This window comes from Lactobacillus fornicalis, assembly GCF_055362665.1.
On the sequence record NZ_JBLTIM010000001.1, the window covers coordinates 1 to 25,026 of the forward strand.

At 35.5% G+C, this 25,026-nt stretch carries 20 protein-coding genes; 4 read left to right on the plus strand and 16 right to left on the minus strand.

Annotated features, from left to right (window positions below):
- Nucleotides 1-227: 227 nt before the first annotated feature.
- Nucleotides 228-1,061, minus strand: a complete 834-nt coding sequence (locus ACNDLV_RS00005; protein ID WP_022091339.1) for a hypothetical protein — start codon at nucleotides 1,059-1,061, stop codon at nucleotides 228-230.
- Nucleotides 1,062-1,190: 129 nt separating this feature from the next.
- On the opposite strand from ACNDLV_RS00005, the gene ACNDLV_RS00010 reads away from it, so the two are divergent.
- The gene (locus ACNDLV_RS00010) at nucleotides 1,191-2,432 is read left to right on the plus strand and encodes an MFS transporter (RefSeq protein ID WP_006585975.1); all 1,242 of its coding nucleotides are present in this window, start codon (nucleotides 1,191-1,193) and stop codon (nucleotides 2,430-2,432) included.
- Here ACNDLV_RS00010 and ACNDLV_RS00015 read toward each other — a convergent pair.
- A complete protein-coding gene (locus ACNDLV_RS00015; protein ID WP_006585976.1) occupies nucleotides 2,429-3,646 on the minus strand; it encodes an MFS transporter in 1,218 nt (405 codons plus the stop codon). The two genes, ACNDLV_RS00010 and ACNDLV_RS00015, sit on opposite strands and share 4 nt — an antisense overlap.
- 96 nt (nucleotides 3,647-3,742) lie before the next feature.
- Between ACNDLV_RS00015 and ACNDLV_RS00020 the strand changes: the two genes are divergently transcribed.
- Nucleotides 3,743-4,573 (plus strand): helix-turn-helix domain-containing protein, encoded by an 831-nt coding sequence (locus ACNDLV_RS00020; protein WP_022091343.1) that lies wholly within the window; start codon nucleotides 3,743-3,745, stop codon nucleotides 4,571-4,573.
- A gap of 55 nt (nucleotides 4,574-4,628) precedes the next feature.
- Here ACNDLV_RS00020 and ACNDLV_RS00025 read toward each other — a convergent pair whose 3' ends face one another.
- The 12 genes from ACNDLV_RS00025 to glpK form a co-directional block, all read right to left on the minus strand.
- Nucleotides 4,629-5,486 carry a sugar ABC transporter permease gene (locus ACNDLV_RS00025; protein ID WP_006585978.1) on the minus strand — a complete coding sequence of 286 codons (858 nt, stop codon included), beginning with the start codon at nucleotides 5,484-5,486 and terminating at the stop codon, nucleotides 4,629-4,631.
- Between the two features lie 2 nt (nucleotides 5,487-5,488).
- Nucleotides 5,489-6,847 carry a carbohydrate ABC transporter permease gene (locus ACNDLV_RS00030; protein ID WP_006587501.1) on the minus strand — a complete coding sequence of 453 codons (1,359 nt, stop codon included), beginning with the start codon at nucleotides 6,845-6,847 and terminating at the stop codon, nucleotides 5,489-5,491.
- A 59-nt stretch (nucleotides 6,848-6,906) separates the two neighbouring features.
- Entirely contained in the window at nucleotides 6,907-8,118 is a 1,212-nt protein-coding gene (locus tag ACNDLV_RS00035) for an extracellular solute-binding protein (protein ID WP_022091344.1), read from the minus strand.
- Between the two features lie 21 nt (nucleotides 8,119-8,139).
- Nucleotides 8,140-9,729: a glycoside hydrolase family 13 protein gene (locus ACNDLV_RS00040; RefSeq protein ID WP_006585981.1), complete on the minus strand. Its 1,590-nt coding sequence runs from the start codon at nucleotides 9,727-9,729 to the stop codon at nucleotides 8,140-8,142.
- A gap of 29 nt (nucleotides 9,730-9,758) precedes the next feature.
- The gene (locus ACNDLV_RS00045) at nucleotides 9,759-10,868 is read right to left on the minus strand and encodes an ABC transporter ATP-binding protein (protein WP_048588364.1); all 1,110 of its coding nucleotides are present in this window, start codon (nucleotides 10,866-10,868) and stop codon (nucleotides 9,759-9,761) included.
- A gap of 5 nt (nucleotides 10,869-10,873) precedes the next feature.
- Nucleotides 10,874-11,545 carry a beta-phosphoglucomutase gene (gene pgmB, locus ACNDLV_RS00050; protein WP_006585983.1) on the minus strand — a complete coding sequence of 224 codons (672 nt, stop codon included), beginning with the start codon at nucleotides 11,543-11,545 and terminating at the stop codon, nucleotides 10,874-10,876.
- Complete coding sequence (locus tag ACNDLV_RS00055) at nucleotides 11,530-13,797, minus strand: glycoside hydrolase family 65 protein (RefSeq protein ID WP_006585984.1); 2,268 nt, start codon at nucleotides 13,795-13,797, stop codon at nucleotides 11,530-11,532. Before ACNDLV_RS00055 ends, pgmB begins: the two co-directional genes overlap by 16 nt.
- A 117-nt stretch (nucleotides 13,798-13,914) precedes the next feature.
- Nucleotides 13,915-15,621, minus strand: coding sequence for a glycoside hydrolase family 13 protein (locus tag ACNDLV_RS00060; RefSeq protein WP_006585985.1), 1,707 nt, complete (start codon nucleotides 15,619-15,621; stop codon nucleotides 13,915-13,917).
- A 1-nt stretch (nucleotide 15,622) separates the two neighbouring features.
- The gene (locus tag ACNDLV_RS00065) at nucleotides 15,623-17,266 is read right to left on the minus strand and encodes an alpha-glucosidase (protein ID WP_006585986.1); all 1,644 of its coding nucleotides are present in this window, start codon (nucleotides 17,264-17,266) and stop codon (nucleotides 15,623-15,625) included.
- Nucleotides 17,267-17,409: 143 nt separating this feature from the next.
- Nucleotides 17,410-18,360 carry a LacI family DNA-binding transcriptional regulator gene (locus ACNDLV_RS00070; protein ID WP_006585987.1) on the minus strand — a complete coding sequence of 317 codons (951 nt, stop codon included), beginning with the start codon at nucleotides 18,358-18,360 and terminating at the stop codon, nucleotides 17,410-17,412.
- Entirely contained in the window at nucleotides 18,360-19,133 is a 774-nt protein-coding gene (locus tag ACNDLV_RS00075) for a tyrosine-protein phosphatase (protein ID WP_006585988.1), read from the minus strand. Before ACNDLV_RS00075 ends, ACNDLV_RS00070 begins: the two co-directional genes overlap by 1 nt.
- Nucleotides 19,134-19,136: 3 nt before the next feature.
- Nucleotides 19,137-20,633, minus strand: a complete 1,497-nt coding sequence (gene glpK, locus ACNDLV_RS00080; protein ID WP_006585989.1) for a glycerol kinase GlpK — start codon at nucleotides 20,631-20,633, stop codon at nucleotides 19,137-19,139.
- A gap of 131 nt (nucleotides 20,634-20,764) precedes the next feature.
- On the opposite strand from glpK, the gene thiD reads away from it, so the two are divergent.
- Both thiD and ACNDLV_RS00090 read left to right on the plus strand, forming a co-directional pair.
- Nucleotides 20,765-21,577 carry a bifunctional hydroxymethylpyrimidine kinase/phosphomethylpyrimidine kinase gene (thiD, locus tag ACNDLV_RS00085; RefSeq protein ID WP_006585990.1) on the plus strand — a complete coding sequence of 271 codons (813 nt, stop codon included), beginning with the start codon at nucleotides 20,765-20,767 and terminating at the stop codon, nucleotides 21,575-21,577.
- A 53-nt stretch (nucleotides 21,578-21,630) separates the two neighbouring features.
- Complete coding sequence (locus tag ACNDLV_RS00090) at nucleotides 21,631-22,317, plus strand: type 1 glutamine amidotransferase (protein WP_006587503.1); 687 nt, start codon at nucleotides 21,631-21,633, stop codon at nucleotides 22,315-22,317.
- Nucleotides 22,318-22,354: 37 nt separating this feature from the next.
- Here the strand turns inward: ACNDLV_RS00090 and purB are convergent, their stop codons facing one another.
- Together purB and ACNDLV_RS00100 are read right to left on the minus strand one after the other, a co-directional pair.
- Nucleotides 22,355-23,650 carry an adenylosuccinate lyase gene (gene purB, locus ACNDLV_RS00095; RefSeq protein ID WP_006585992.1) on the minus strand — a complete coding sequence of 432 codons (1,296 nt, stop codon included), beginning with the start codon at nucleotides 23,648-23,650 and terminating at the stop codon, nucleotides 22,355-22,357.
- Nucleotides 23,651-24,943: an adenylosuccinate synthase gene (locus ACNDLV_RS00100; protein WP_006585993.1), complete on the minus strand. Its 1,293-nt coding sequence runs from the start codon at nucleotides 24,941-24,943 to the stop codon at nucleotides 23,651-23,653.
- Between the last annotated feature and the right edge of the window lie 83 nt (nucleotides 24,944-25,026).

Consider the following 25,026-nt stretch of genomic DNA (forward strand, 5'->3'; position numbering starts at 1 on the left):
CAAACTTTCTTTTTTGTTCGTATTTTGATAAATCTTTAAATACTTTGCAACTTTTTATAAAAAATATGTTATTTTTACCAAACTATTCAACTTTAAAAACCTAAACGTTGTAAATATAGTTCGTATTTAGCTTATTTTATGTCATTTTTTTATAAAACTTTTTTTGAATTTTTTTAGCATAAAACAAAAAAGTCTTAAGTATCAATGAAACTCAAGGCTTTTCTCTATTAAAAATTATCTTTTTTATAATTTCTATAAATCGCAATTACTAAAACTATCAAAGCACAAGCAATTGCTACGTATGCCATTTCTCCTACGCTTAATGCATTGCGCACGCTAATATTTTGATCTTGCGCATACTTATTGATTAAAAAATCCATTACTTTAGGAGTAATAGCGAAACTAACCAATGATACTATTCCACCAATTAAAGAAGCTCGTCTTGAATATGGCTCTTTAAAGAAATTAGACAAGACACAGATAGCCGGAGCAACCATTAATAAAAAGATCCACAAAATAATCATCAAACCAGCTGGGTCATTCATAAATTGAGAGGTATTTGAAGCATACCTATATGTTCCCCAAAAAGATCCTCCTGTTACTGTATTAAGTAAGCTTAAAATATATGAACCTTGTTGACCATATTTTCCCGTATTAGATAAAATTCCTTGAATCGTTTGCAAACCATCTTGAGTGCCTGCACTAGTAAAATCTACACTAACAACTTTTCTCATATATGTAGCTAAAAACATTAAAACACTCGCACCCATTTGTAAACTTTTTAGTATGCTGAGTTGTCTAGATGCTTTTAAATGAAATTCAATGCTCAATACCCGATTCGGATGATGGCTACGCCCAATAATATAAATTCCAATTGCTGTAACTAATAAAATTAATACCGTTCCTAAATACCAACGGGTAAATAAGGTAATTATTATAGAAACAACAATTGCTACAGAAATATATGGGCGATCAGTCCAAATATTCCAAAAATTAAGCTTATATTTTTGCCCATAAACTTTTTCTCTTTGATATTCTTCTCTAGTAATTTTTTCGCCCATAAAATCACCCTTTCTTTCAAAATATGCTAGCACAAAATATCAATAATAAACACTAATTCATCTTTTTCTTCAATTAATTATAAATAGCAGTGTTAAACTGTTAATAAAACCAATTTAAGGAGCTAAATTATGTCAAAAGATATTTCAGATTTATCTAAAAATTGGCATCGTTCATTCTATACCCTATGGCTAGGTTCATTTATTACCGGTATGGGATATTCAATGACCATGCCTTTTATTTCATTATTTATTTCAGATTTAGGTAACTATAGCAAATTAGAAATCAATCTTTATTCTGGCTTAGCTTTTGCTATGACCTTTATCGCTCAAGCAATTGTTTCACCATTTTGGGGAAGCCTAGCTGACCAAAAAGGTCGTCGATTAATGTGCATGAGAGCCAGTGGTGTTATGGCATTAACAATCACTTTAACTGGACTAGCACCCAATGCAATATACATTGTAATTATGCGCTTTATTCAAGGATCTTTTTCAGGTTATATTAATAACGCGACTGCACTGATGGCTGGTGAAACGCCCCATGAAAAAAGTGGCTGGGTCATGAGTCAAATGATGACTGCTGGTACTGCTGGCAACTTAGTTGGACCTCTACTTGGTGGTGCTCTTTCAAGCTTTTTCGGGAATTTACTAGGTGGTGCTTGGGGCTATCGCATTCCATTTTTCATTACAGGTTTTCTAATGTTTATGGTATTTTTAAGTACAACTTTCTTTGTAAAAGAACACTTTACCCCGGTTTCACGCGAAAAAATGAAACCTATGCAAGAAATTATGGCTTCTTTACCTAGTATCCAGTTAATTGTTGCGATGTTTATTACAACCATGCTGGTTCAGTCAGCAACAATGTCGATTGATCCAATTGTTTCATTATATGTTAAGTCCATGATGCCAGGGAGCAAGAGCGTCGCCCTAATTGCCGGAATTGTGGCTGCAACTCCAGGGCTCGGAACAATGGTAGCTGCATCAAAAATCGGCCATAAAATGGATGAAATAGGCCCACTAAAAGTCTTGCGCCTAGGATTAATCATCGGCGCTATCTTATTTGCACCTATGGCACTTACAAACTCTCCTTGGATCTTAGCTGGATTAAGATTTTTACTCGGCATTGCTAGTGCTGCTATGATGCCCGCTGCACAAACCGTCTTAACTTTAAACACGCCAAGTGAAAGTTTTGGTAGAATTTTCAGTTATAACCAATCTTTCCAAGCTATCGGCGCTGTCTTAGGATCTCTTCTAGGTTCTGGAATTTCTGGCTTTGCAAATTATGAAGCAGTCTTTTGGGTAACAGGCTTTACCTTACTACTTAACTTCTTAATAATTCTAATTTTTGCTAATAAGAAAAACACACCCCGCTAAGAGGTGTGTTTATTTTTTAGTAAGAAAAGACTATCAATTAGTAAAATTACCCCGCAAAAGCTAAAAATCCATAAACTAGCTAAAGTGTTAAATAATAAACCAAAAGTAGCAAAAGAAATTGGTGATAACAAACTAACTAAACTACTCATAGTTGAACCCACTCGTCCTTGATACTCTTCTGCTATTTGAGTTCTTAAATACATCGCAAAAGGAAAATTCGACATCGTTAAAATACTACCAATTAAAAACATCCCTAAACCAAAAGTAAAAACTACTAAATAAGGATTCCTAACTAGCCCAATAAAAGCAAAAATAGCAAAAATTACAGCTAATACTACGCCATTTCTTCCAGTAAATCCTAAATAAGCTCCATTTAAGCTAAGCTTACCAAGAAATAAACTAGCTACTAGCATCCCAATTGCTAAACAACTTGTAGTCATCCCGTATAATTCAGATCCTAATTTTAGCTGTTTCACCATAATTACTGGTAGCCCCACTTCAATTGCTCCTAAAGAGAAATTAGCAAAGACCGCAAAAAGTAATAGGCCTAACAAGTTCTTATCTTGTCTAATATAATTGATACCAGCTTTAAATGATTCTTTTATAGAAGATAAGTGACTACCTTGGCGCTGCTCAACCAAATAAAAATCAATCATACTAATTAGTAGCAGCGAAACTACTTCTCCAATTAATTCAATAATAGTCACCCAATTAAGCTCTAGCCAGCTAAAAACTACCCCACCTAAAATCGGAGCTAAAATTGCCGTCCCTGCTATGACAACTTGTTCATAGCCAATTAATTTTTGACGATATTTTTCAGCAACAAATGATTTAGTTGAAGCCTTATAGCTTGTTTCTTGAAAACAATCAGCTAAAGATAAACCAATTACTGTTAAAGCAATTAATAAAATTTGACCATTCAAACTTAGTAATTCGATTAAGCTTAGAAAAATCACATCTAAAACAATACTTATTAGTTGCGCTCCAATGGCAATTTTCTTGTGATGATATTTATCTACTGTATAACCAACTAATGGTGTAAATAAAAGCTTAATTGCGGGGTTTATTAACAAAATTGTTGAAAAAACTAAGCTTGACCCTGTTTTTTGCAACGTATAAAGACTCAGGCAAAAAGAAAAAATTGAACTAGCTAAATTGCCAATTCCTAAGCTTGAGACAGCTAATAGGAGTTGTTTTTGAGATTGTCTTACCATTTTGTTTCCTCCTTATATCTTTATTTGCATTAAAGCAAAATCAATTCTTAGCTTTTTCTACTTTTTGCATATATGATAAAAACAAGGAGAATAAAAATGAATTTTACTTTTAAAAAATTACGAAAGATGCAGAATATCACTTTAAGTCAAGTGGCCAATGGCATCTGCTCAGTCTCAATGCTCTCACGCTGGGAAAATGGCCAAGGCAAGATGGATTTTGAAAAGGTAATTGAATTACTTGAGAGAATTAATCTAACACCAGCCGAATTCTTAGCATTATCAGGGTTAAATCAACCAGATGACCTTTCTCAAGATCTAGAAAGAGCCTGGCTGACAAAAGATCAAGCCAAACTGCAACAATTAACTACCACCGCCCTAGCAAAGTTTCAAACTAGCCAAAAGCTCATTGACTTAAACTATGCTGCTATTTGCGCTAGCTTATACTACAACTTAAGCCGTAAAAATCTCTTGTCGATTTCTAATCAGAACCTGTTAAACAAAGAGCTCTCACATTTGTCAGTTTGGGGACAAGAGAATCTTTCACTTTTTCGAACAATTATCAACGTTCTTAGCCCTCGCATTATTTACCAAGTAAGTTATCAAGTAATTGAGCATTTAGATTTTATTCAAACTGCAGGAAATGACACTTTTTATTTTGCAATTACTACTTTATTTGAAGCTGTTATTGCTCTTTTTAAGGCTAATAATTTTAAATACGCTCAAAAAATCTTAGATAAGTTAAACACTCTAACTTTCAAAGAACGCGATATGCAGCTCATTATTGGTCGCCACTTCTTAAATCAACTAGCTGAATATCATAATCAAACTAACGAGCAAAAAATCATCAAAACTATTAGCTTCCTAAAAGAAATTGGTGCTAATCATTTAGCCCATTATTTTTTGACTATTTTTAACCAAATTAAATAAAGCAAAAAATGCCCTATCGACTAGATAGAGCATTTTTATTTGAATAAATTCTAGCTTATCCCTTATCTGCACCTGCAGTAATTCCGTTAACATAGAATTTTTGCATAAAGATAAACAAAATAGTAATAGGAATTGCTATGATAACACAACCAGCGATGAATTGAGCAAAGTAAGTAGTTGATGCACCTTTACTGTTGTGAACCATGTTGTATAAACCATAAGCAATGGTATAAGTCTTGGCATTTCCTGAAGTTGAAAGAATAATACCTGAGAAAATGAAGTCAACCCATGGGCCAATAAAAGCAGTTAAAGCTGTATAAACAATCATCGGTCTAGATAAAGGTAATCCGATGTTCCAAAATACTTGCCATTTAGTAGCACCGTCAATTTCAGCCGCTTCATCAATTGCACGAGGAATTGTATCAAAGAATCCCTTGGCAACATAGAATCCAAGACCAGCTCCACCAACATAAACTAAGAGCAAACCACCAAGATTTAACATATTAAGACCTTTTAAGATGTAATACAAGGCAATCATAGCCATAAAGCCAGGGAACATCCCTAAAACTAAGGCAATTTGTAAAAAAGGCTTTCTTAATTTAAAACGTAAACGTGATAAAACATAAGCAACTGAAATTGTAATAAATGTTGAGATAATCGCCGAAGTAATTGAAATAATTAAGGTATTAATTATCCAGTTACCAAATGGATATTGTGGATTGGTAAAAATTCCAATGTAGTTTTGCAAAGTAAATTTTTCTGGCCAAAAAGTTGAAACAAAGCCGGTATCATTATAAGAAAAACTAGCTAAGACAATCCACACAATTGGCAAAATCCATAATATAGATAAGATTATCAGTAATGCATAACGGAAGATTAATGAAAGTCTTCTCTGTGCTGTATATGATTTCATGTTTAACCCTCCTTAAATGCATTCGTACGACGATATGCTATTAATGATACAGTCGCACTTAAAATAAAGATCAAGATACCTAAAACCGCTGAAGCATTGTATCTTTGTTCTTGTCCAAAGGTTAAGTTATATAACCAAGTTACCAAAAGGTCAGTTGAACCAGCACCATTGTAGTTATTGTTCATTGGTGCACCACCAGTTAACAAGTAAATTACGTTAAAGTTGTTAATGTTACCAATGAATTGTTGAATTAGTGATGGAGCCATTACGAAAAGAATTTGAGGGAATGTAATTGATTTAAAAATTTGAATCGCATTAGCACCATCAATTTTAGCTGCTTCAACTTGGTCTTGTGGCAAATTCTGAATAATCGCTGTTGAAACTAGCATTGATACTGGAATCCCAATCCACATATTTACAAAGATAACAGTAATTCTTGCAACCCATGGAGCTGCTTGGTTATCAATAAAGTGTAAGGGACTTGAAATTAAATGTAAGTTCATCAAAATTGCATTAAACGCACCTTGATAATCTAAAAATTGTGCCATCATCAAGAGTGAAACAAATTGTGGTACCGCCCAAACAAGGACAAAAATAGTTCTCCAGAAGCCTTTATGTTTAATGCCTTTAGATTCAATTAGTAAAGCTAATAAAACACCAAAGAAAAATGTTGTAGCAGTGGCAGCTACGGCCCAAATCAAGGTCCAACCAAGGACTGGGAAGAATGTTCCAGCTAAGTCACCACTTAAGACATTGCCAAATGCTTTAAAGCCGGTCCATGAAAAACCAATTGGATGCTGGCGATCATAGTTGGTAAAAGCCATCGAAATCATAAAGACCGTTGGCAAAATCGTAAAGAGAAAAATCCCTAAAACTGGAATTGTCATCAAGGTAGCGTGCAAACGTTCATCGAATAAGTTGGCAATCTCTTCTTTGTTGGTCAAAATATGTTGATGATCACGCTTTAAAACATAATTTTTTCTAACAGAACGAAGATTAATGATATAAAGCCAAATGAAGCCCATCACTACCATTAAAGCTAATAAACCAAATAACAAAATTAAAACTGAACTATCAGGTTGTTTAGTGACATAAACACCTTGACTTGCATCGTAAATAACTTGCTTTTTCTTAATTAGCCCTAAGTTTGACAAAGCTTTGATTGAGCTAAAACCAGTTAAACCAATCCAAGCAAAGAAGACGATTTCACTAAGTAGTAATGAAAGTCCTTTAGCCCATTGACCATGTTTTAAGGCATTTAGACCCATAATGAAAAATGAACATTTAGTTATAGCATCTCCTTTAGACCACACTTCTTTAAAGGTGGCTGTTGGAGGTAGATGATTTTTTCTCTTAAACATAGCTTTCTCCTTTTTAAGTAAAAAGATGGCTATTAATCCATCTTCTCACTTAGCAATTACTATTTCTTTTCAATCTTTTTAGCTAACTTATCAAGTTGTGCCTTGTATTGTGCTGGCTTAATCTTGCCATCGTAAGCACCACTAATTAATGGAGCTGCACCGTCCCAGAAAGTAGCCATTTGTGCCATCTTAGGCATCAAAACACTGTTACCAGGCTTAGCCATTTCGATTACAGCTTCTGCAACACTATCACTCTTAACATCGCTTGAATTAATAGCTGCCTTTAATACAGGGATTTGGCCAGCTTTATCATGAGCAATTAATTGAGCCTTCTTGTTAGTGATATATGCTGCAAGTTGGGCACTAGCCTTAGCGTTAGCAGTATGTGAGTTAATAGCAAAGCCTTCAATTCCTAAGAATGCTTCCATTTGAACTTTCTTACCACCAACAGTGATAGTTGGGTATTTGGCAACTGCAAAGTTCTTACCCAAAATCTTCTTAATGTTAGCAGCGTTCCAAGGACCATCTAAAATAGCAGCAGCCTTACCTTTCTTCAATTGGTTTAAAGCGTTAGAAGTTTGCATAACGTTCTTGTTTTTCTTTTGTTCTGCAAACCAAGTTAAGGCATTAACACCTTCTTGTGAGTTAAACGTTGAACCTTTTAATGTTTCACCATTATCACCAAATAACTTAGTACCAGCGCTGAAGAATACTGGCCACATTACATAAGCATTAGTGAAGTCAGTTGCAACAACACCCTTGCTAGTTAAAGTGTCCCAATCCTTAACATCGTTTTCTGATAACTTACTCTTGTTGTAGTAAATGGTTTGAGCTTGTTGAGCATATGGATATGCATAAACCTTGTTCTTCCATTCCACGCCTTTATATGCAGTTTCAATGTAGTTGTTCTTAATATTCTTAGTATCAGATGGTGAAAGTGGGTTAATGTAACCTGCTTCTGCCATTTGGCCTAATTGGTCATTTGGCACTTCAAAAACATCTGCAGCTTTACTTGGGTCTTTACCCACATCAGTCTTAGCATTAGCTGATCCATTTGGACTTTGAGTAACGCGAACTTTTATTCCTTTATGGCTCTTTTCAAAATCTTTAGCAATTGTCTTATAGTAAGGTACTTGTTCAGTATCAACCCACAAGGTTAATTGATTTTTATTACTAGTCGATGAGGTAGATTTATTACTTGAGCAAGCTGACAATGTACCAACCATTGCTAAAGCTGCTGTAGCAAGAGCTAATTTCTTCCAAATTTTCATATTCATTTCCTCCTTACTCAATTAACAAGTTACTTTACAAGCAAAGGCCTCAAACGGCTTCAAAGTTATTTCTTGTAATGAGTTTCTTGCTGGATAATTACTAATTAAATTTTTTTGTATTTTTTGTTCAGATGAAAAAACGGCTTTTTCCTCAGTTAAATTACATACTACTAACCATTTTTCATCACCTAAAACTCTTTCATACGCGAAGATTTTGTCGCTAGTTTCAACGACTTTAAAGTCGCCATCAACTACGATTCGATCTTGATGACGCAATTGAATTAATTTTTGGTAAGTGTAAAAGATTGAATTTTTATCAGCTAGACACTTTTTTACATTAATTTTCCGATAGTTGGAATTTACATGTAGCCAAGGTTTACCAGCAGTAAAGCCGGCATTAGCCGTGTCATCCCACTGCATTGGTGTTCTAGCATTATCGCGTCCCTTAGCATTAATTGCACGCAACAATTCTGCCTTACTCTTACCTGCTTTCAAGCCTGCAAAATACATATTGCGACTTTCAATATCATTAACGTCATCAATTGATTCGACCGGGCAATTGGTCATTCCAATTTCTTCGCCATTGAAAATGTATGGCGTTCCCTTTAACAAATGAAGCATAATTGCAAACATCTTGGCAGATTCCACACGATATTTTCCATCATCACCGAAACGTGAAATTACTCTTGGAATGTCGTGATTTTCCCAAAATAAGCTATTCCAAGCCAAATTTTTCTGCCATTTAATCAAAACTGCTTTTAATTCTGCCAGGTCTGGCTTTTTCAGATTCCACTTGCTAGCGCCAACTTGATCTAAGCTATTAGCCTCAAATTGAAAAACCATTGATAATTCATGGCGTTTTGGATCAATGTATTTTTTAGCATCTGCCAAACTGGCACTCCAAGTTTCACCCACAGTTAGGAAATCTTTTTTGCCAAAAGTTTCACGATTCATTTCTTGCAAATATTCATGAAGATGGGGACCATTTGCAGTAATTTCTTGATCTGGCTCTTTGCCAATGCACTCAATCACATCCATTCGAAAACCAGCTATACCTTTATCAATCCAAAAATTCATCATGTCATATACTTTTTGACGAAGCTTAGGATTTTTCCAATTTAAATCTGGTTGTTTTTTTGCAAATAAGTGTAAGTAGTACTGCTTAGTTTTTTCATCATATTGCCATGCACTACCTGAGAATGCTGATGTTAAATTATTTGGCTTATCACGCCAGACATAAAAATCGCGGTACGGGTTTTCACGACTTTTACGTGACTCAACAAACCATTGGTGTTCATCAGACGTATGATTCACAACTAAATCCATCACAATCCGAATATGATGATGACGAGCTTTTTGGATTAATTCGTCCAAGTCAACCATTGTGCCAAACTGTCCATCAATTGCTTCATAGTCTGCAATATCATATCCATTATCGGCGCCAGGTGATTTATAAATTGGACATAACCAAATTGCATCGATACCCAATTCTTCTAAATAATCTAAACGGTTAATAATCCCTCGTAAATCCCCAATGCCATCCCCATTACTATCTTGAAATGATTTGGGATAAATTTGATAAACAACCGCATTTTTCCACCATGGTGTCATTTTGGCAGCACCTCCTTTAAGCGCTTACTTTATTTAGTAAAAATTGCCTTTTTAGTATCACTATCAAAGAAGTGACCCTTGTTTACATCAAAACCAACAGTTACTTCTTGACCAGGTGAATGAAAGTCTCTGGCATTCACAATCCCAACAAATTCAGTACCATCAACATTCAAATAAAGTTGACTAGTAGCGCCTAAAAGTTCAGATACGACAACTTTAGCCTTAACTGCACTCTTAGGCCAAGTTTCAAGGAAGGCTCCTTCTGAGTGAATATCTTCAGGACGAATACCAAAGATAACTTTCTTGCCATTATAGCCAGCTTGTTCAAGTTGCTTAGCGCGTCCTTCTGGCACTTCTAAGACTAAGCCCTTGCCATCGCTAAACTTGCCATCTTTGTAGATAACATCGAAGAAATTCATTTGAGGTGAACCAATAAAGCCAGCAACAAATTGATTAATTGGATGGTTGTAAACTTCTTGAGGAGTACCAATTTGCTGGATTTTACCGTCACACATAATGACAATTCGGTCAGCCAAAGTCATCGCTTCAGTCTGGTCGTGAGTGACATAAATAGTTGTAGTCTTCAAGTTTTGGTGCAATTTGGCAATTTCTGCTCTCATTGACACTCTAAGTTTGGCATCCAAGTTACTTAATGGTTCATCCATCAAAAAGATTGGAGCATCTCGCACAATTGCACGTCCCAGTGCTACACGCTGACGTTGACCACCTGAAAGTGCTGCAGGTTTTCTATCAAGTAAATGTGCTAATCCTAAAACTTCTGCTGCACTTTTGACCTTTTTATCAATTTCTTCTTTTGAATAGTGACGCAGTTTCAAGCCAAACGCCATATTGTCATAAACACTCATATGAGGGTACAAGGCATAGTTTTGGAAAACCATCGCAATATTGCGATCTTTTGGAGCAACATCATTCATGACCTTGCCACCAATTTCTAAAGTTCCTTTACTAATATCCTCTAGTCCAGCAATCATTCTTAAAGTAGTAGACTTCCCACAACCAGAAGGCCCAACAAAAACAATAAATTCTTGATTTTTGATATGTAAGTAAAAGTCTGTTACTGAATAATTTTCTGCATCAGGATATTTTTTATAAATATGGTTTAAGTTAATTTCAACCATTTGCATTAACCTACTTTCTTACTATTAAATATTGCAATGATTTTTGCTAGGTCTAACTCGCTAGTATCAATAACCACTAAATCCGCTTGTTTTAAAACTTGATGATTGCCAATTCCAACTGCAAATTGATTAGCAGCTTTAATCGCAGCAATACCACTTGCTGCATCTTCAAAACTAATAACTTCATCAGCTTTAAGCCCTAGTAAGGCCTGAGCTTTTTGATAAATTTCTGGATTCGGTTTGCCATGAGTTAAAGTTTTTGGATCAACAATTGCATCAAACTGTTCTAGCAAGCCTAACTGCTTCAAAATCGTTGGGGCATTCATTGAAGCCGATGCAATTGCCATTTTCAAGCCTTGAGTATGTGCTTGTTCAAGCAATTTAGAAATCCCTGGCAAGATGTCTGCTTGAGTCATTTGCTTAATTGCCTGTTGATAAGCCGCATTCTTCTTAGCTGCTAAGGCCTCTTTTTGCGTTAATGAATACTTATTTTCTTGATGGCCATAGCGGAGAATTAGTTCAAGTGAATCCATTCTCGCTAGTCCACGCAATTCATCGCTCGCCTTATCAGGTAAGTTAATCCCCAATTCTTCGGCTAGCGCTCTCCAAGCTGCTAAGTGATAGCGAGCTGAGTCGGTGATGACACCATCAAGGTCAAAAATTAAGCCTTTAAGCATTTTTCTTGCCCCTCTTCCAGCAAAACTTCTTGGTCATAAACCTTCACCTTTAAGCTTGGACCAGAAAGCAATCTTAATTTAACTTCATCATTTACAGCTACCTCTAACAAACGACCACGATAATTCATCTTGAAGCTATATCCTTGCCACTGCCTTGGAACAAATGGCTTAAAGCTTAACTCATCATTGTAGTAGCGCATACCAGCAAAGCCTTGCACAATTGCTAGCCAGCTACCTGACATTGAAGTGATATGTAAACCGTCACTAGTGTCATTATTGTAGTTATCTAAATCAAGACGAGCAGTTCTTTGATAAAGCTCAACTGCTTTTTCTTGCTTACCAAGTTCTGCTGCTAAAATTGCATGAATACATGCACTTAATGAACTTTCATGTACTGTTAATGGCTCATAGAAATCGAAGTTCTTTTCTTTTTGTTCTTTAGTAAAGTGATTATTCAAGAAATAGATTCCTTGTAAAACATCTGCTTGTTTAATAAATGGTGAACGTAAAATCTTATCCCAAGACCAATGTTGATTAATTGGACGCTCACCAGTTGGGATTGTGCTAACTGGGCGAATATCTTTATCAAGGAAAGTATCATGTTGAACAAAAATGCCTAGTTTCTTATCTTCAGGGAAGTACATATTATCAACGATATCTTGCCAGTGAGCCTTTTCTTCTTCACTAACAGCTAAGCGCTTCAATGCTTCTGGTTTTGCCTTAGGCAACCTTTCAAGTGTGTAAGCTAAAAGCCAGCTTGCCATTTTGTTAGTAAACCAGTTATTGTTGACATTGTTTTCGTATTCATTTGGACCAGTGACTCCGTGAATCATGTACTTGTGCTTGCGCTTAGAATAATGAACCCGATCAGCCCAAAATCTTGCAGTACCAACTAAGACATCCATACCTTCATCTTGAACATAACTTTCATCGCCGGTGTATTCAGTATATTGATAAATTGCAAAAGGTATATCGGCATTCCGGTGAATTTCTTCAAAGGTAATTTCCCATTCATTGTGACATTCAATACCATTGAAAGTTACCATTGGGAATAAGGCGCCTTTTAATCCTTGCTCTTTAGCATTGTGATATGCTCCTGGCAATTGCCGGTGGCGATATTCAAGCAAAGCACGCGTTACTGCTTCAGGTGTTATTGCCAAGTACATTGGAATGATATAAGCTTCAGTATCCCAATAAGTAGCACCACCATATTTTTCTCCAGTAAAACCTTTAGGACCAATATTCAAACGAGCATCTTGACCATAATATGTCATGAATAATTGGAAGATATTAAAGCGAATACCTTGTTGAGCTTCATCTGAACCCTTAATTTGAACATCACTCTTATTCCAGCGCTTTTTCCAGATTGCTTCATGCTCAGCTAAGTTTTCTGCAAAACTGTGCTCACAAAGCTCATGCATTAATATATCTGCTCGCTCTAGTTGTTCATCTGGTGCAACATCGCGACTGGTAATAACAATTACATCTTTTTCAAGTTCATATTCTTCACCAGAGTTTAGCTTCGTTGTAACTTTTTCTGCTAAATAGCCTGCTTCAGTTTGAACTTCACCATGAACCCTCTCACCATTTACCTGCAAGTTTTGTTTCAATAAAACTGTAAATTGAGGAACTTGGAAAGGATTTTCTTTAGTAATTAATTGAATGCACTTTTCATTTTCGTCTTCAAGAATGGGCTTCCAGAAGTGTTCTTCATAGTTGCTATCTTCATTAACAACATTGCCATCTAAAGTACTAATGAATGCAAGCTTTGCGCTACCTTTTAACACTTGTGCTTTAAGCTTAATCAAAGCTGCTTCTTGAATCTTATTACTCAAAAAGCGTTCAAAAGTAAACTTGATATCACTCTTACCATGGTAAATATAACTTCTAGTAAGCAAACCTTGATGCATGTCTAAATTCTGATAATAATCAGAAAAGTCACACTTTGCCAAATCAACTTTTTCACCATCAACTAAAATTTGTATTCCAATAAAACTAGGGGCATTAATACTTTTACCGAAATATTCAGGGTACCCATTTTTCCACCAACCAACTCTAGTCTTATCAGGAAACCAAACTCCAGCTAAATAGGTACCAGATAAACTATCACCACTGTAGCCTTCTTCAAAATTTCCACGCATTCCCATATAATCATTTCCAATTGAAGTTATGCTCTCTGCTAAGCGCATATCCTCCTTTGGAAAATTATGAGTTGTAATATTCCAAGGGTTAATTTCAAAAATTCTTTTCATAATTTTCTCCCACCACTTTCTGGTGATTTATTCTAACTAACTATATTGTATGTCATTTGTAAGCGCTTTACAACAGTGTCTCCTATTGTTACCGGTATCAGGTTCCTGTTACCGATATCATTCGCACAAAATATAACCATTAGGACTCAAAACACCATTTTGATAACCATTACTTACACTACATTTTTTAGTAATTTCTACTTCATGATTAGAAGTATTAAAGTAAGCTGTAATCTCACCATGTTTAATTACGATTAATTCATCTTTGATTGCAAATTTAATATCACTTCGACTTAAAACTGTAGAATGCTTGCGTCTAAACTTAATTAAGTCATGAACTTTTTGCCAATATGAATCTCCTTCTTTTGTCCAATCCATTGGTTTGCGGCAATCTGGATCATTACCACCTGTCATCGCCATTTCAGTTCCATAATAAATAGATGGACTACCTGGTTGCACTAATTCAAAGGCTAAAGCACATAAAGCTCTATCCTTATTGTCACCAGCTAAAGTTAATAAACGGGCCGTATCATGTGAATCAAGCATATTGAGCATGCCACTGTTGACACAATCGCGGTATAACATCAACTGATCAAAGAGCACCTCAGTTAGCATCTTGGCACTAATTTTCTTGGTTAAAAAATGATCTTCGATTTGCTGGGTATATGGATAATTCATTACCCCTGTAAATTCATCTCCATTAAGCCACGGTTGACTTGAATGCCAAACTTCCCCCACGATATAAAATTCTGGATTTATATTCATAAGTTCCACGTGAAACTTTTTCCAAAAATGATGATCAACTTCATTAGCAACATCTAATCTCCAAGCATCAATATGGAATTCTTTTACCCAATAAGTTGCAATATTCAATAAATACTTTTGAACGTCTTCATTTGCAGTATTAAGTTTTGGCATATGCTTTTCAAACGCAAAAGTATCATACGGTGGAAGTTGTTCACCCTTAGTGGGATCTGTAAATGGCATAACAGGCAATCTATTAATATGAAACCAATTAAAGTATTTAGAATTACGTCCATTTTGGACCACATCTTGCCATTGTCTTGATTGATCTCCTAAGTGATTAAAAACAGCATCAAGCATGACATGCATACCACGCTTGTGTGCTTCATCAACTAACTTTTTAAATAGCGTCTTATCACCAAAGTCAGGATCAATTTCTAAATAGTCGATAGTATCGTATTTATGATTAGAGCTAGCCTTAAAAATTGGACAGAAATACAAACCGTTAATACCTAAACTTTGTAGATAATCAAGCTTATCTAAGACTCCTTGTAAGTCACCGCCATAGTAGTCTTCTCTGCCTGGGTGATCACTAGGATTCCATGGCTTAGTGCCAACTGGATCATTGCTTTTATCGCCATTATTAAAACGCTCGGGGAAAATTTGATACCAAACAGTTTCTTTAACCCAAGCTGGAGTTTTGGCCATATCAATTTCATGGAAATATGGAACTTTAAAGAATTGACCATAATCGTATAAGTTACTATCATTAAATTCGCGAATTCCGCGATCACCATAAATAAGGTGACTGCCATCTTCCCCCACTACTTCAAAAGTATATTGGCAACGATGCAAAGGTAATTCTAATGTTGTCATGTAGTATTCAGCTACTTGGCCACTACCGATTTTTTCCATTTCTTTTGTTTGGGCAGTTTTTAAATCATAGTAACTATCTAAATAATGAACAATTACTTTTTTCACATCATCTTTGGCAGTGTGAAAACGTAAGCGAAGATGAGTTTTATCAATTACAAAACAATCTTCACTTTCTGGTCTGTGTCGTAAACTTGCTTCTTGCATCTTAATCTCTCCTTAAAACTAAGCCAGCAAATGGTGCTAGCTGTAATTCGTTGTCATTTAAACTATATTGGCCATTGCTCAAAATGACTTTTTGATATTTGGTCATTACTTTTAGTGGTTTATTAGTTAAGTTAACTACCACTAAGGCACTTTCATCGCCTAAATCACGCTGATAAATAAAGCTCTTATTGCTAGTTGGGTGAAGGTAATAACTACCTTCCATAAATAATGGCGTCTTCTTTAACGCAATCAGCTGACGATAGAAGTTGAAAAAGCTATCTGCATCGGCTATTTCAGCTTCTGCAAAATGCTCATCTTGTTTTTTACCAGTTAGCCAAGGCTTGCGTTTACTAAAGCCATAATTTTCTGTCTTTTTCCAAGGCATAACTCCACGAGCTGGCATTTTATGAGTTCGCGAAACCATCGTTAAAATTTCAGCTTCACTATATCCTTGCTTTTCTGCCTTTTTGGCAAAGTCAAAAACCGTCTGATCTTTAAAATCAACTAATTGCTGGAAGGCTAAATTCTTAAGTCCTAACTCTTCACCATAATAAATAATTGGAAGCCCTCGCTCTAAATATAAAAGCATGGCTAAACTTTTAGCTTGCAGGTCATTTTTAGCAATCCGCGTCCGCAAACGACTCATATCATGATTGCTCCAGTAAAGAACTGGCTTTGAAATTCCTGCTAAAGTCTGCTGCCAGACCATTTGGGTTAATTTAAAAGCTTCAAAGTCAAAGGGCTTAACTTGATAATTGGCTGGAATAGCTGAATCAAGCTGACTGTCATCTTCAGTAAAGCAGCGGAAAGTAATTGCAGCGTCTAGTAAATTATTTTCCGGATCTGTATAAGTAGCAGCTAAATTAACATTGGCACTTGCAGCTTCGCCTAATAATAGACAATCTGGATAATCCTGTTTAATTTGCTTACAAAATGGGCGCAAGTAATGAACTACTTCTGGCAAGTTGGCAAAAAATGGTTCAGCTACTGGAGTTTGACCCTCAGGAGCGGGATAGTTTTGCCGAAAATCAGCTTTAGCAATGTGAATAAAAGCGTCTAAGCGTAAGCCATCAATTCCCTTTTTTAACCAAAATTCTGCGATATCAAGCATCGCCTTGCGCACACCTGGATTTTTCCAATTTAAATCAGGCATGTGTTTATCAAACAAGTGGAAATAAAATTGGCCCGTTTTTGGATCTGGCTCCCAAACACTGCCACCGAAAAAGCTACCCCAATTATTTGGCCGACGTCCATTTTCTCCAGCAAAGAGGTAATAGTCGCGATAAATACTTTTAGGATTAGCAATTGCATCTTTAAACCAAGGATGTTGGTCTGATGTATGATTTAAAACAAAGTCCATGATGATGCGGATACCATTTTGGTGAAGAGTTGAAATTAAGTCTTCCATATCCGCCATGGTGCCCATCTTTTCATCAATTGCAAAATAATTAGCTACATCATAGCCATTATCAACTTGAGGCGAAACAAAGACAGGATTCAGCCAAATAGTGTTAATCCCTAGTCTTTTTAAGTATGGAATTCGCTGTTTAATTCCTTGTAAATCCCCAATTCCATCGTTATTACTGTCTTGAAAGGACTTGGGATAGATTTGATAAATAATTGCTTCGTCATACCATTTTTTCATAAGCTTGTCCTCCTGTTGCTAGTTTAGCAAATCAAAGTAACCGCTTACAGTTGTTATCGGTATCAAAAATAAAAGGTGCCTAGTTTTTTACTAGACACCTTGTTAACCTATTCTATATTTTTCATATTAATAATTATAGTATTCTACCTCGTCGTTCCCCGCACAATCAATTCCGGCTTCACATAGGTCTGTCCTTGCGCAGAACCAGATTGCTTAATCTTTTCCAGTATCAATTGGGCTAACATATCACCTATTTTAAAGATTTGTTGCTTAACTGTGGTTAATTGGGGATTAGCAACTTGATCTAAAAAGACCCCATCAAAGCCAATCACCCCATAATCTTCTGGCATTTTTTTATTTAAACGAGCTAAAGCTCGACAAACACCAATTGCTAAACGATCACTTGCACAAATAAAACAAGTATTTGGCTTAATCCTTTCAATCTGCTCATCAATTAATTTCTCAGCTAAATGTGAATGATTACCCGTTCTAAAAATTTGTGGCTCTAAATTACACTCTTGCATACTTGCCAAATATCCGTATTCACGTGCATACTCAAAGCCTTCTTTAACATCAATTCCAATAAAAACTGCATTTTTATAGCCACGAGCTAAGGCATATTTGGTAGCAACTGCTGTACCATAACGATTATCAGTATCAACAAAATCAAAGCTACTTGAAGTTTCACCAAAAAAGATAAATGGCTTTTTTAATTCATCAAAAATGGGATAATTACACTCACGTGCTCCAGTAATAATATAGCCATCAGCATTGCCTTTTTGAATTTGATCAATATCAGTTACTAATTGAATGGCATAACTGTCTGCTTTTAGCCCACGAGCTACACCAAAAAGTAAGTTCATATAATATGGTTCTGTCGTATCAATATCTTCCAAGGTAACAAATTTAATAACATTGGTCCGATTATTAACAAGGGCACGAGCAATTGAATTCGGATGATAATCTAACTTGGTCATAGCCTTTTCAACAAGAGCCAGTAATTCTGGTGTAACTTGCTCAGGGTGGTTAATTGCACGTGAAACAGTCATCTTTGAAACATTTGCTTCCTTAGCTACATCAGAAAGAGTTACCATTATTTTTCCTCCAAGAACTTATTTCTTAATTCAAGCAAGTCGTTTTGACTAAAACCAAGAACCTGAATAAAGAAGTTATCAAAACTTCCCCAGCCCATCCGAATTGTTTCAGTAATTCCTTCAATACCCGCACTATCAGCCTTAGTTAAGTTCATTTTAGCCACTAGATTAGCCATCTCATCATCGCTAGGCTGATTTTTTTGATATGAAAAATGATAAAGCTGGTTAGTAATCAAATAATCACGAGCTATATCATCATCACTAACTCCTAATCCCATTAAGATCAAAGCCGCGGTCATTCCTGTACGGTCTTTTCCAGCAGAGCAATGAAAAACTAGGGCTTGATTTTCTTTTAAAGCAAGAAGTTTTTCAAAAATAGCTCTAAAAATTTTTTGCCCATGTGTACTCAATAAAACTTTTTGGTAAATTTGACCTAAGTAATTATCCATTGGCTTGATTTTTTTTGTTAATTTTGTTGAACTTGCCCTATCATCTTGCTCGTCTGCTCCTTCTGCATATAAATGACAATCAATAAATTCTGCTTTCCAAGCCTTATCTGGAGCCATTTCTTGTTCATAATATGATCTCAAGTCACAATCATAAACGATATTTAACTCATTTAATTTTTTTATGTCATCACGCGACAAAGCACTTAATGAATCAGCTCTATAAATTTTACCAAAGCGTACTTTTTTATTATCTACTCCAACATATCCACCTAAGTCACGAAAATTAGTTGCTCCATCTAATTTAATTAATCTCATACGCTTCATCTCCTAATGCGCAAAAAACTGAGTAGCCTTAACTGCTTTTTGCCAGCCAGTATATAACTTTTCTCGTTCAATATTTGTCATTTCACTATTAAATGTTTGGCCAATTTTTGCGATTTGTTTTAATTCATTAATATCCTGCCAATACCCTACACTTAAACCAGCTAAAAAAGCTGCTCCTAAGCCAGTTGTTTCTAATGTAGCGGCCCGTTCAATTTTTGTTCCTAAAATATCAGCTTGGAATTGCATCAAATAATCATTATTAGAAGCCCCACCATCAACTCTCAAAGCTGGGATTTCAATTCCACTATCATGTTGCATAGTATCTACAACATCCCTAGTCTGATAGGCCAATGATTGCAAAGTTGCTTTGATTAAGTCCTTATCTGTTGTACCACGAGTTATTCCAAAAATTGCCCCACGAGCTTCGGCATCCCAATATGGAGCTCCTAAGCCAGTAAAAGCTGGTACAACATAGACTTCATTTTCTGAAGTAGACTCACGAGCTGCTTGTTCAGATTCAGGAGAACTTTTTATCAATTTAACCGAATCACGTAACCACTGAATTGCACTACCAGCTACAAAAACTGAACCTTCTAGGGCATAAACTACTTTTCCATTAACTTTATAAGCGATTGTTGTTAATAAGTTATTATTAGAACTGGTTGGTTTAGTTCCAGTATTCATTACAATAAATGACCCTGTACCATAAGTATTTTTTACCATTCCTGGGCTGAGCGCTAATTGCCCAAATAAGGCAGCTTGTTGGTCACCTGCCATTCCGGCAATAGGTACTTTTCCACCAAAAAATTCAAAAGGAGTCGTTTGACCATAAATCTCTGAATTACTCTTAACCTCTGGTAACATCTGCTTCGGAATATCTAATATTTTTAAAATCTCTTCATCCCAAGCTAAATCATGAATATTAAAAAGCATAGTTCTTGAAGCATTGGTATAATCTGTAACATGCACTGCCCCATTGGTCAGTTTCCATACTAACCATGTATCAATTGTGCCAAATAGTAATTCTCCATTCTCCGCTCTTTTTTGACCATTTTTAACATGATCTAAAATCCAACGTATTTTAGTAGCTGAAAAATATGGGTCAATAATTAATCCAGTTTTAGACTTAATCAAATTACTATAACCTTTATTTTTTAATTCTTCAGCTAAAGCAGTCGTTTGTCGGGATTGCCAAACAATAGCATTGTAAACAGGCCGGCCAGTTTCCCTATCCCAAATCACAGTCGTTTCTCTTTGATTAGTAATTCCAATTGCAGAGATTTGGTTCGGTCTAATTTGGGAATTAATAAAGGCGGAAGCTACTGTAGTTTGTACAGCATTCCAAATTTGTTCAGGATCATGTTCTACCCACCCAGGTTCAGGAAATAATTGCGGAAATTCCTTCTGTGCAGTATAAACTTTTTCTCCCGCATGATTAAAAATAATAGCCCTAGTAGAAGTAGTACCTTCATCAATAGCCATAATATATGATTCAGCCATATTTTCACTCCTAAAATTTAAGCGTTTTCTCTTATTTAGAATTTTAAAGTTTTTTAGCAAATTTACAAGTTAATCTAATAGAAGCTGGCTTTATTTTAAGTTATACTCTAACTAAATGAAAGGATGTTATTATGTCAAAAGAAGAAATTATCGCCTTAACCATCGCAGGCAATGACAGTGATGGAAGTGCTGGTATGCCAGCGGATTTACATGCTTTTTATGCTAGAAAAGTATACGGAATGGGCTTAATGACTGCAGCTGTAGCTGGTAACACAACTGGTATTTATGCTGCTCAAATTATGCCTGTTGACTTTATTCAAAAACAATTTGAGGTTTTAAATGACGATTTTTCAATTAAAGCTCTAAAAACCGGCATGCTTGCTAATAAAGACATTATTAATTGTGTAGCTGATAATATAGAAAAATATAATATGGGTAAAGTTGTTATTGACCCTGTTATTATTACCAAACATGGCAACAGTTTATTAGATAATGATGCTTATCAAACCTTTTTAAATCGCTTATTACCATTAGCTGATATTATTACACCTAATTATTATGAACAAAAAAAATTAACCGAACTCTCTCTAGACTCTGAAGCTGAAATCTTAGCCGGTGCTAAGAAGTTACAAGCTTTGGGCGCTAAAAATGTTTTAATGAAAGGAAAACATACTGGCGACAGTAGTGATGTCGTAGATATTTTATTAACAGAAGATGGACAGGTTCACAAATTCAGCAAGCCATACTATAAAACAGAACGAGTTAATGGTACTGGTGACACACTTTCTGCCGTTATTGCTGCTGAATTAGCTAAAGGAACCAACTTAATTGAGGCCGTTAAAATCGCAAAAGATTTTACTTACGAGGCTATTTCTCATCCAATAATCGTCGGTTCAAAATGGGGTCCAATCAATCATTGGGTAGCAGAAGATAACCTAAATTAGTATTTTAGGTTATACTTACTATATTGAAGAATTTTGGTGAAAAGAGTGTAACAATGACTGATAAACTAATCAAAATTGCATATTTATACGAAGATTTGATGAATACTTATGGCGACAGCGGCGATGTTAAAATTTTGAGTTTTCTATTAAAGCGTCGTGGATACGATACACAAGTTGACAATATTTCCTTAGGCGATGAATTTAATGCTTTTGACTATGACTTTGTCTTTTTTGGTGGAGGTCAGGACTTCGAACAAACAGTTGTTGCGAAAGACATCCCACGCCATAAAGAAACTTTAGAAAAGTATATTAATGCTGGTCATCCAATGCTTTGCATTTGTGGCGGATACCAATTTATGGGAGACTATTACAAAACCAATTCAGGCGTAACTATTAAAGGATTAGGTATTTTCCCACTTCATACTGTCTTTAAATCAGATAAGCGCATGATTGGTGACACCAAGTATATGACTGAATGGGGCGAAGTAGTTGCCTTTGAAAACCATTCAGGGCAAACTTACTTTGATAATACCGACAAGTTACATCCTCTAGGGAGAATGATTGAAGGTTATGGTAACAATCCTCAAGATAAGGCTGAAGGTTTACGCTATCGTAACTTTATTGGTTCATACTCCCATGGTCCTTTATTAAAAAATGTCAACGTTGCTAATGCAATTGTTGAAATGATTTTAAATTGGCATAAAGAACGTGTAACAAATAAAGAAAGTATAACTGAATAAAAAAATGGTAATTCACATTAGGTGAATTACCATTTTTTTATTCTAAACCAACTTTTTTAAAGATATCATCAACATGTTTTAAATAATAATGATAATCAAATGCATCTTCGATATCTGCTCTTGATAGATAGTCTATGATTGAGCTATTTAAGACCAAATCCTTAAATTGTTTCTGTTTATCCCAAGACTCAGCAGTTAACTTTTGTACCATATCATAAGCAGCTTCTCTTGATAAACTAGTTTCATCAATCAACTTCAAAAGCAATCTTTGTGAATACACCAGTCCATAAGTCCGATTCATATTTTTGAGCATTGTTTCTGGAAAAACATCCAAATTAGCTAAAATCCGATTAAAACGATTAAGCATATAATCAAGTAAAATTGTCGTATCAGGTAAAATTACCCGTTCAGCTGATGAATGAGAAATGTCTCGTTCATGCCATAAACTAACATTTTCATAAGCAGTAATCATATGTCCACGCACTACTCGAGCCAAACCACATAAGTTTTCTGAGCCAATCGGATTACGCTTATGAGGCATTGCACTTGATCCTTTTTGTCCAGCTCTAAAGTGTTCCTCTACTTCATGAATTTCTGAGCGTTGCAAAGATCTAATCTCAGTTGCCCAATTCTCAATACTGGTTGCCAACAAGGCTAAGGTAGCAATATATTCAGCATGTAAATCTCTTGGCAAGACCTGACTAGTAATTTCTTGTTGATTAAGTCCTAATTGCTTTAACACACTAGTTTCAACTTCTGGTGGAACATTAGCAAAATTACCAACAGCCCCAGAAATTTTGCCAGATTCAACTCCACGAGCCGCATGTTCAAAACGCTCAATATCACGCTTAATTTCTGCGTACCAACGAGCAAGTTTCAAGCCAAAAGTAGTTGGCTCTGCTTGAACTCCATGGGTCCGTCCCATCATCACAGTATCTTTATGCTCTACAGCTCTTTTAGCAATCGTCTCTTTTACCATTACTAAGTCTTTGCGTAAAATCTCGTTAGCTTGTTTTAATAAGTATCCTTGGGCTGTATCAACAACATCAGTCGAAGTTAATCCAAAATGAACCCATTTCTTTTCTGGTCCTAAACTTTCAGATACTGTTCTAGTAAAGGCAACTACATCATGATGAGTTATGTTTTCAAGTTCTGCCACACGTTCAGCTGTAAATTTGGCATTCTTACAAATTTTTTCAGCATCGTCTGCTGGCACTTCTCCTATTTCACTCCAAGCATTATTTGCCGCAATTTCAACTTCAAGCCATGCTTGGTACTTATTTTTATCAGTCCAAATTTTTCCCATTTCAGGACGAGTATAACGCTCTATCATCTAATCCACATCCCAAAGATCTTTTATTACAATTGTCTGTTCGCGGTCTGGTCCTACAGAAACAGTTACTAAAGGAACACCAACAAGTTCTTCAACTTTTCGTAAGAAATTACGAGCATTTTCAGGTAAATCAGTTAAACTTTTAGCCTTAGTAATATCATTGTCCCATCCTGGTAATTCTTCATATACTGGCTTACAACGTTCCAATTCTTTTAAACTAGCTGGATAATAATCTATCTTATTTCCATCAAGTTCATAATGAGTTGCTATTTTGATAGTTTTCAAACCTGTAAAAACATCCAATAAATTCAATGATAGACAATCAATTCCTGAAACACGCTTTGCATGACGAAGCGCAACTGAATCAAACCATCCAACTCTTCTTGGTCGACCTGTAACGGTACCATATTCATGACCTGTTTCACGAATATAATTACCTATTTCATCTGTTAATTCTGTTGGAAACGGTCCTTCACCTACCCGAGTAGTATAAGCTTTGCAAATTCCCAAAACAGTATCAATCTTATTAGGTCCCATTCCAATTCCTGTTGCAATTCCACCAGCAATTGAATTAGATGAGGTTACATAAGGATATGTCCCTTCATCAATATCTAACATGACCCCTTGTGCTCCCTCAAATAAAACCTTATCACCAGCTTCAACAGCTTCATTTACATATACTGAGGTATCAGTCACATATTTCTTTAGTTCTTGTCCATATTGGTAGTATTTATCAAAAATTTCTTCAAACTTTAAGCCTTCCTTACCGTATACTTTTTCAAAAAGAGCATTTTTTTCTGTCAAATTAAAACGCAATTTTTCTTCAAAAGTATCTTTTTCTAGTAAGTCACACATTCTAATACCTACTCTTGAAGCCTTATCCATATAGGTTGGACCAATTCCATTTTTGGTTGTACCTACTTTATTAGCTCCTTTTGCTTCTTCTTGATAAACATCTTGCAAAATATTGTAAGGCATAATGATGTGGGCCCGATTTGAAATCTTTAAGCTACTTGTATCTACACCATGTTCTTGCAAATACTTAATTTCACCAAGTAAAACTTCTGGATTAATAACTACACCATTACCAATTACAGCTCCTTTGCGAGCAGTAAAAATACCTGATGGAATCAAACGCATTTTAAAAGTATGACCATTAAAGACAATAGTATGACCGGCATTGTTACCGCCATTTGAGCGAACAGTCAATTCCGCTTCTTGGCCCAAATAATCAGTAATCTTTCCCTTTCCTTCATCACCCCATTGACTACCTACAACTGCAATAACTGTCATAACATTTCACCTCATAAATTTAAAAAAGCAAATTACTAGCATACTCTACCAGTCTTTAATTGATATGTCAAACTATTCACGAA

What these genes read in the sequence shown, in the direction of transcription:
- ACNDLV_RS00005 (WP_022091339.1), bottom strand. Translation starts at nt 1,061, where the DNA reads ATGGGCGAAAAAATTACTAGAGAAGAATATCAAAGAGAAAAAGTTTAT.
- ACNDLV_RS00010 (WP_006585975.1), top strand. Translation starts at nt 1,191, where the DNA reads ATGTCAAAAGATATTTCAGATTTATCTAAAAATTGGCATCGTTCATTC.
- ACNDLV_RS00015 (WP_006585976.1), bottom strand. Translation starts at nt 3,646, where the DNA reads ATGGTAAGACAATCTCAAAAACAACTCCTATTAGCTGTCTCAAGCTTA.
- ACNDLV_RS00020 (WP_022091343.1), top strand. Translation starts at nt 3,743, where the DNA reads ATGAATTTTACTTTTAAAAAATTACGAAAGATGCAGAATATCACTTTA.
- ACNDLV_RS00025 (WP_006585978.1), bottom strand. Translation starts at nt 5,486, where the DNA reads ATGAAATCATATACAGCACAGAGAAGACTTTCATTAATCTTCCGTTAT.
- ACNDLV_RS00030 (WP_006587501.1), bottom strand. Translation starts at nt 6,847, where the DNA reads ATGTTTAAGAGAAAAAATCATCTACCTCCAACAGCCACCTTTAAAGAA.
- ACNDLV_RS00035 (WP_022091344.1), bottom strand. Translation starts at nt 8,118, where the DNA reads ATGAAAATTTGGAAGAAATTAGCTCTTGCTACAGCAGCTTTAGCAATG.
- ACNDLV_RS00040 (WP_006585981.1), bottom strand. Translation starts at nt 9,729, where the DNA reads ATGACACCATGGTGGAAAAATGCGGTTGTTTATCAAATTTATCCCAAA.
- ACNDLV_RS00045 (WP_048588364.1), bottom strand. Translation starts at nt 10,868, where the DNA reads ATGGTTGAAATTAACTTAAACCATATTTATAAAAAATATCCTGATGCA.
- pgmB (WP_006585983.1), bottom strand. Translation starts at nt 11,545, where the DNA reads ATGCTTAAAGGCTTAATTTTTGACCTTGATGGTGTCATCACCGACTCA.
- ACNDLV_RS00055 (WP_006585984.1), bottom strand. Translation starts at nt 13,797, where the DNA reads ATGAAAAGAATTTTTGAAATTAACCCTTGGAATATTACAACTCATAAT.
- ACNDLV_RS00060 (WP_006585985.1), bottom strand. Translation starts at nt 15,621, where the DNA reads ATGCAAGAAGCAAGTTTACGACACAGACCAGAAAGTGAAGATTGTTTT.
- ACNDLV_RS00065 (WP_006585986.1), bottom strand. Translation starts at nt 17,266, where the DNA reads ATGAAAAAATGGTATGACGAAGCAATTATTTATCAAATCTATCCCAAG.
- ACNDLV_RS00070 (WP_006585987.1), bottom strand. Translation starts at nt 18,360, where the DNA reads ATGGTAACTCTTTCTGATGTAGCTAAGGAAGCAAATGTTTCAAAGATG.
- ACNDLV_RS00075 (WP_006585988.1), bottom strand. Translation starts at nt 19,133, where the DNA reads ATGAAGCGTATGAGATTAATTAAATTAGATGGAGCAACTAATTTTCGT.
- glpK (WP_006585989.1), bottom strand. Translation starts at nt 20,633, where the DNA reads ATGGCTGAATCATATATTATGGCTATTGATGAAGGTACTACTTCTACT.
- thiD (WP_006585990.1), top strand. Translation starts at nt 20,765, where the DNA reads ATGTCAAAAGAAGAAATTATCGCCTTAACCATCGCAGGCAATGACAGT.
- ACNDLV_RS00090 (WP_006587503.1), top strand. Translation starts at nt 21,631, where the DNA reads ATGACTGATAAACTAATCAAAATTGCATATTTATACGAAGATTTGATG.
- purB (WP_006585992.1), bottom strand. Translation starts at nt 23,650, where the DNA reads ATGATAGAGCGTTATACTCGTCCTGAAATGGGAAAAATTTGGACTGAT.
- ACNDLV_RS00100 (WP_006585993.1), bottom strand. Translation starts at nt 24,943, where the DNA reads ATGACAGTTATTGCAGTTGTAGGTAGTCAATGGGGTGATGAAGGAAAG.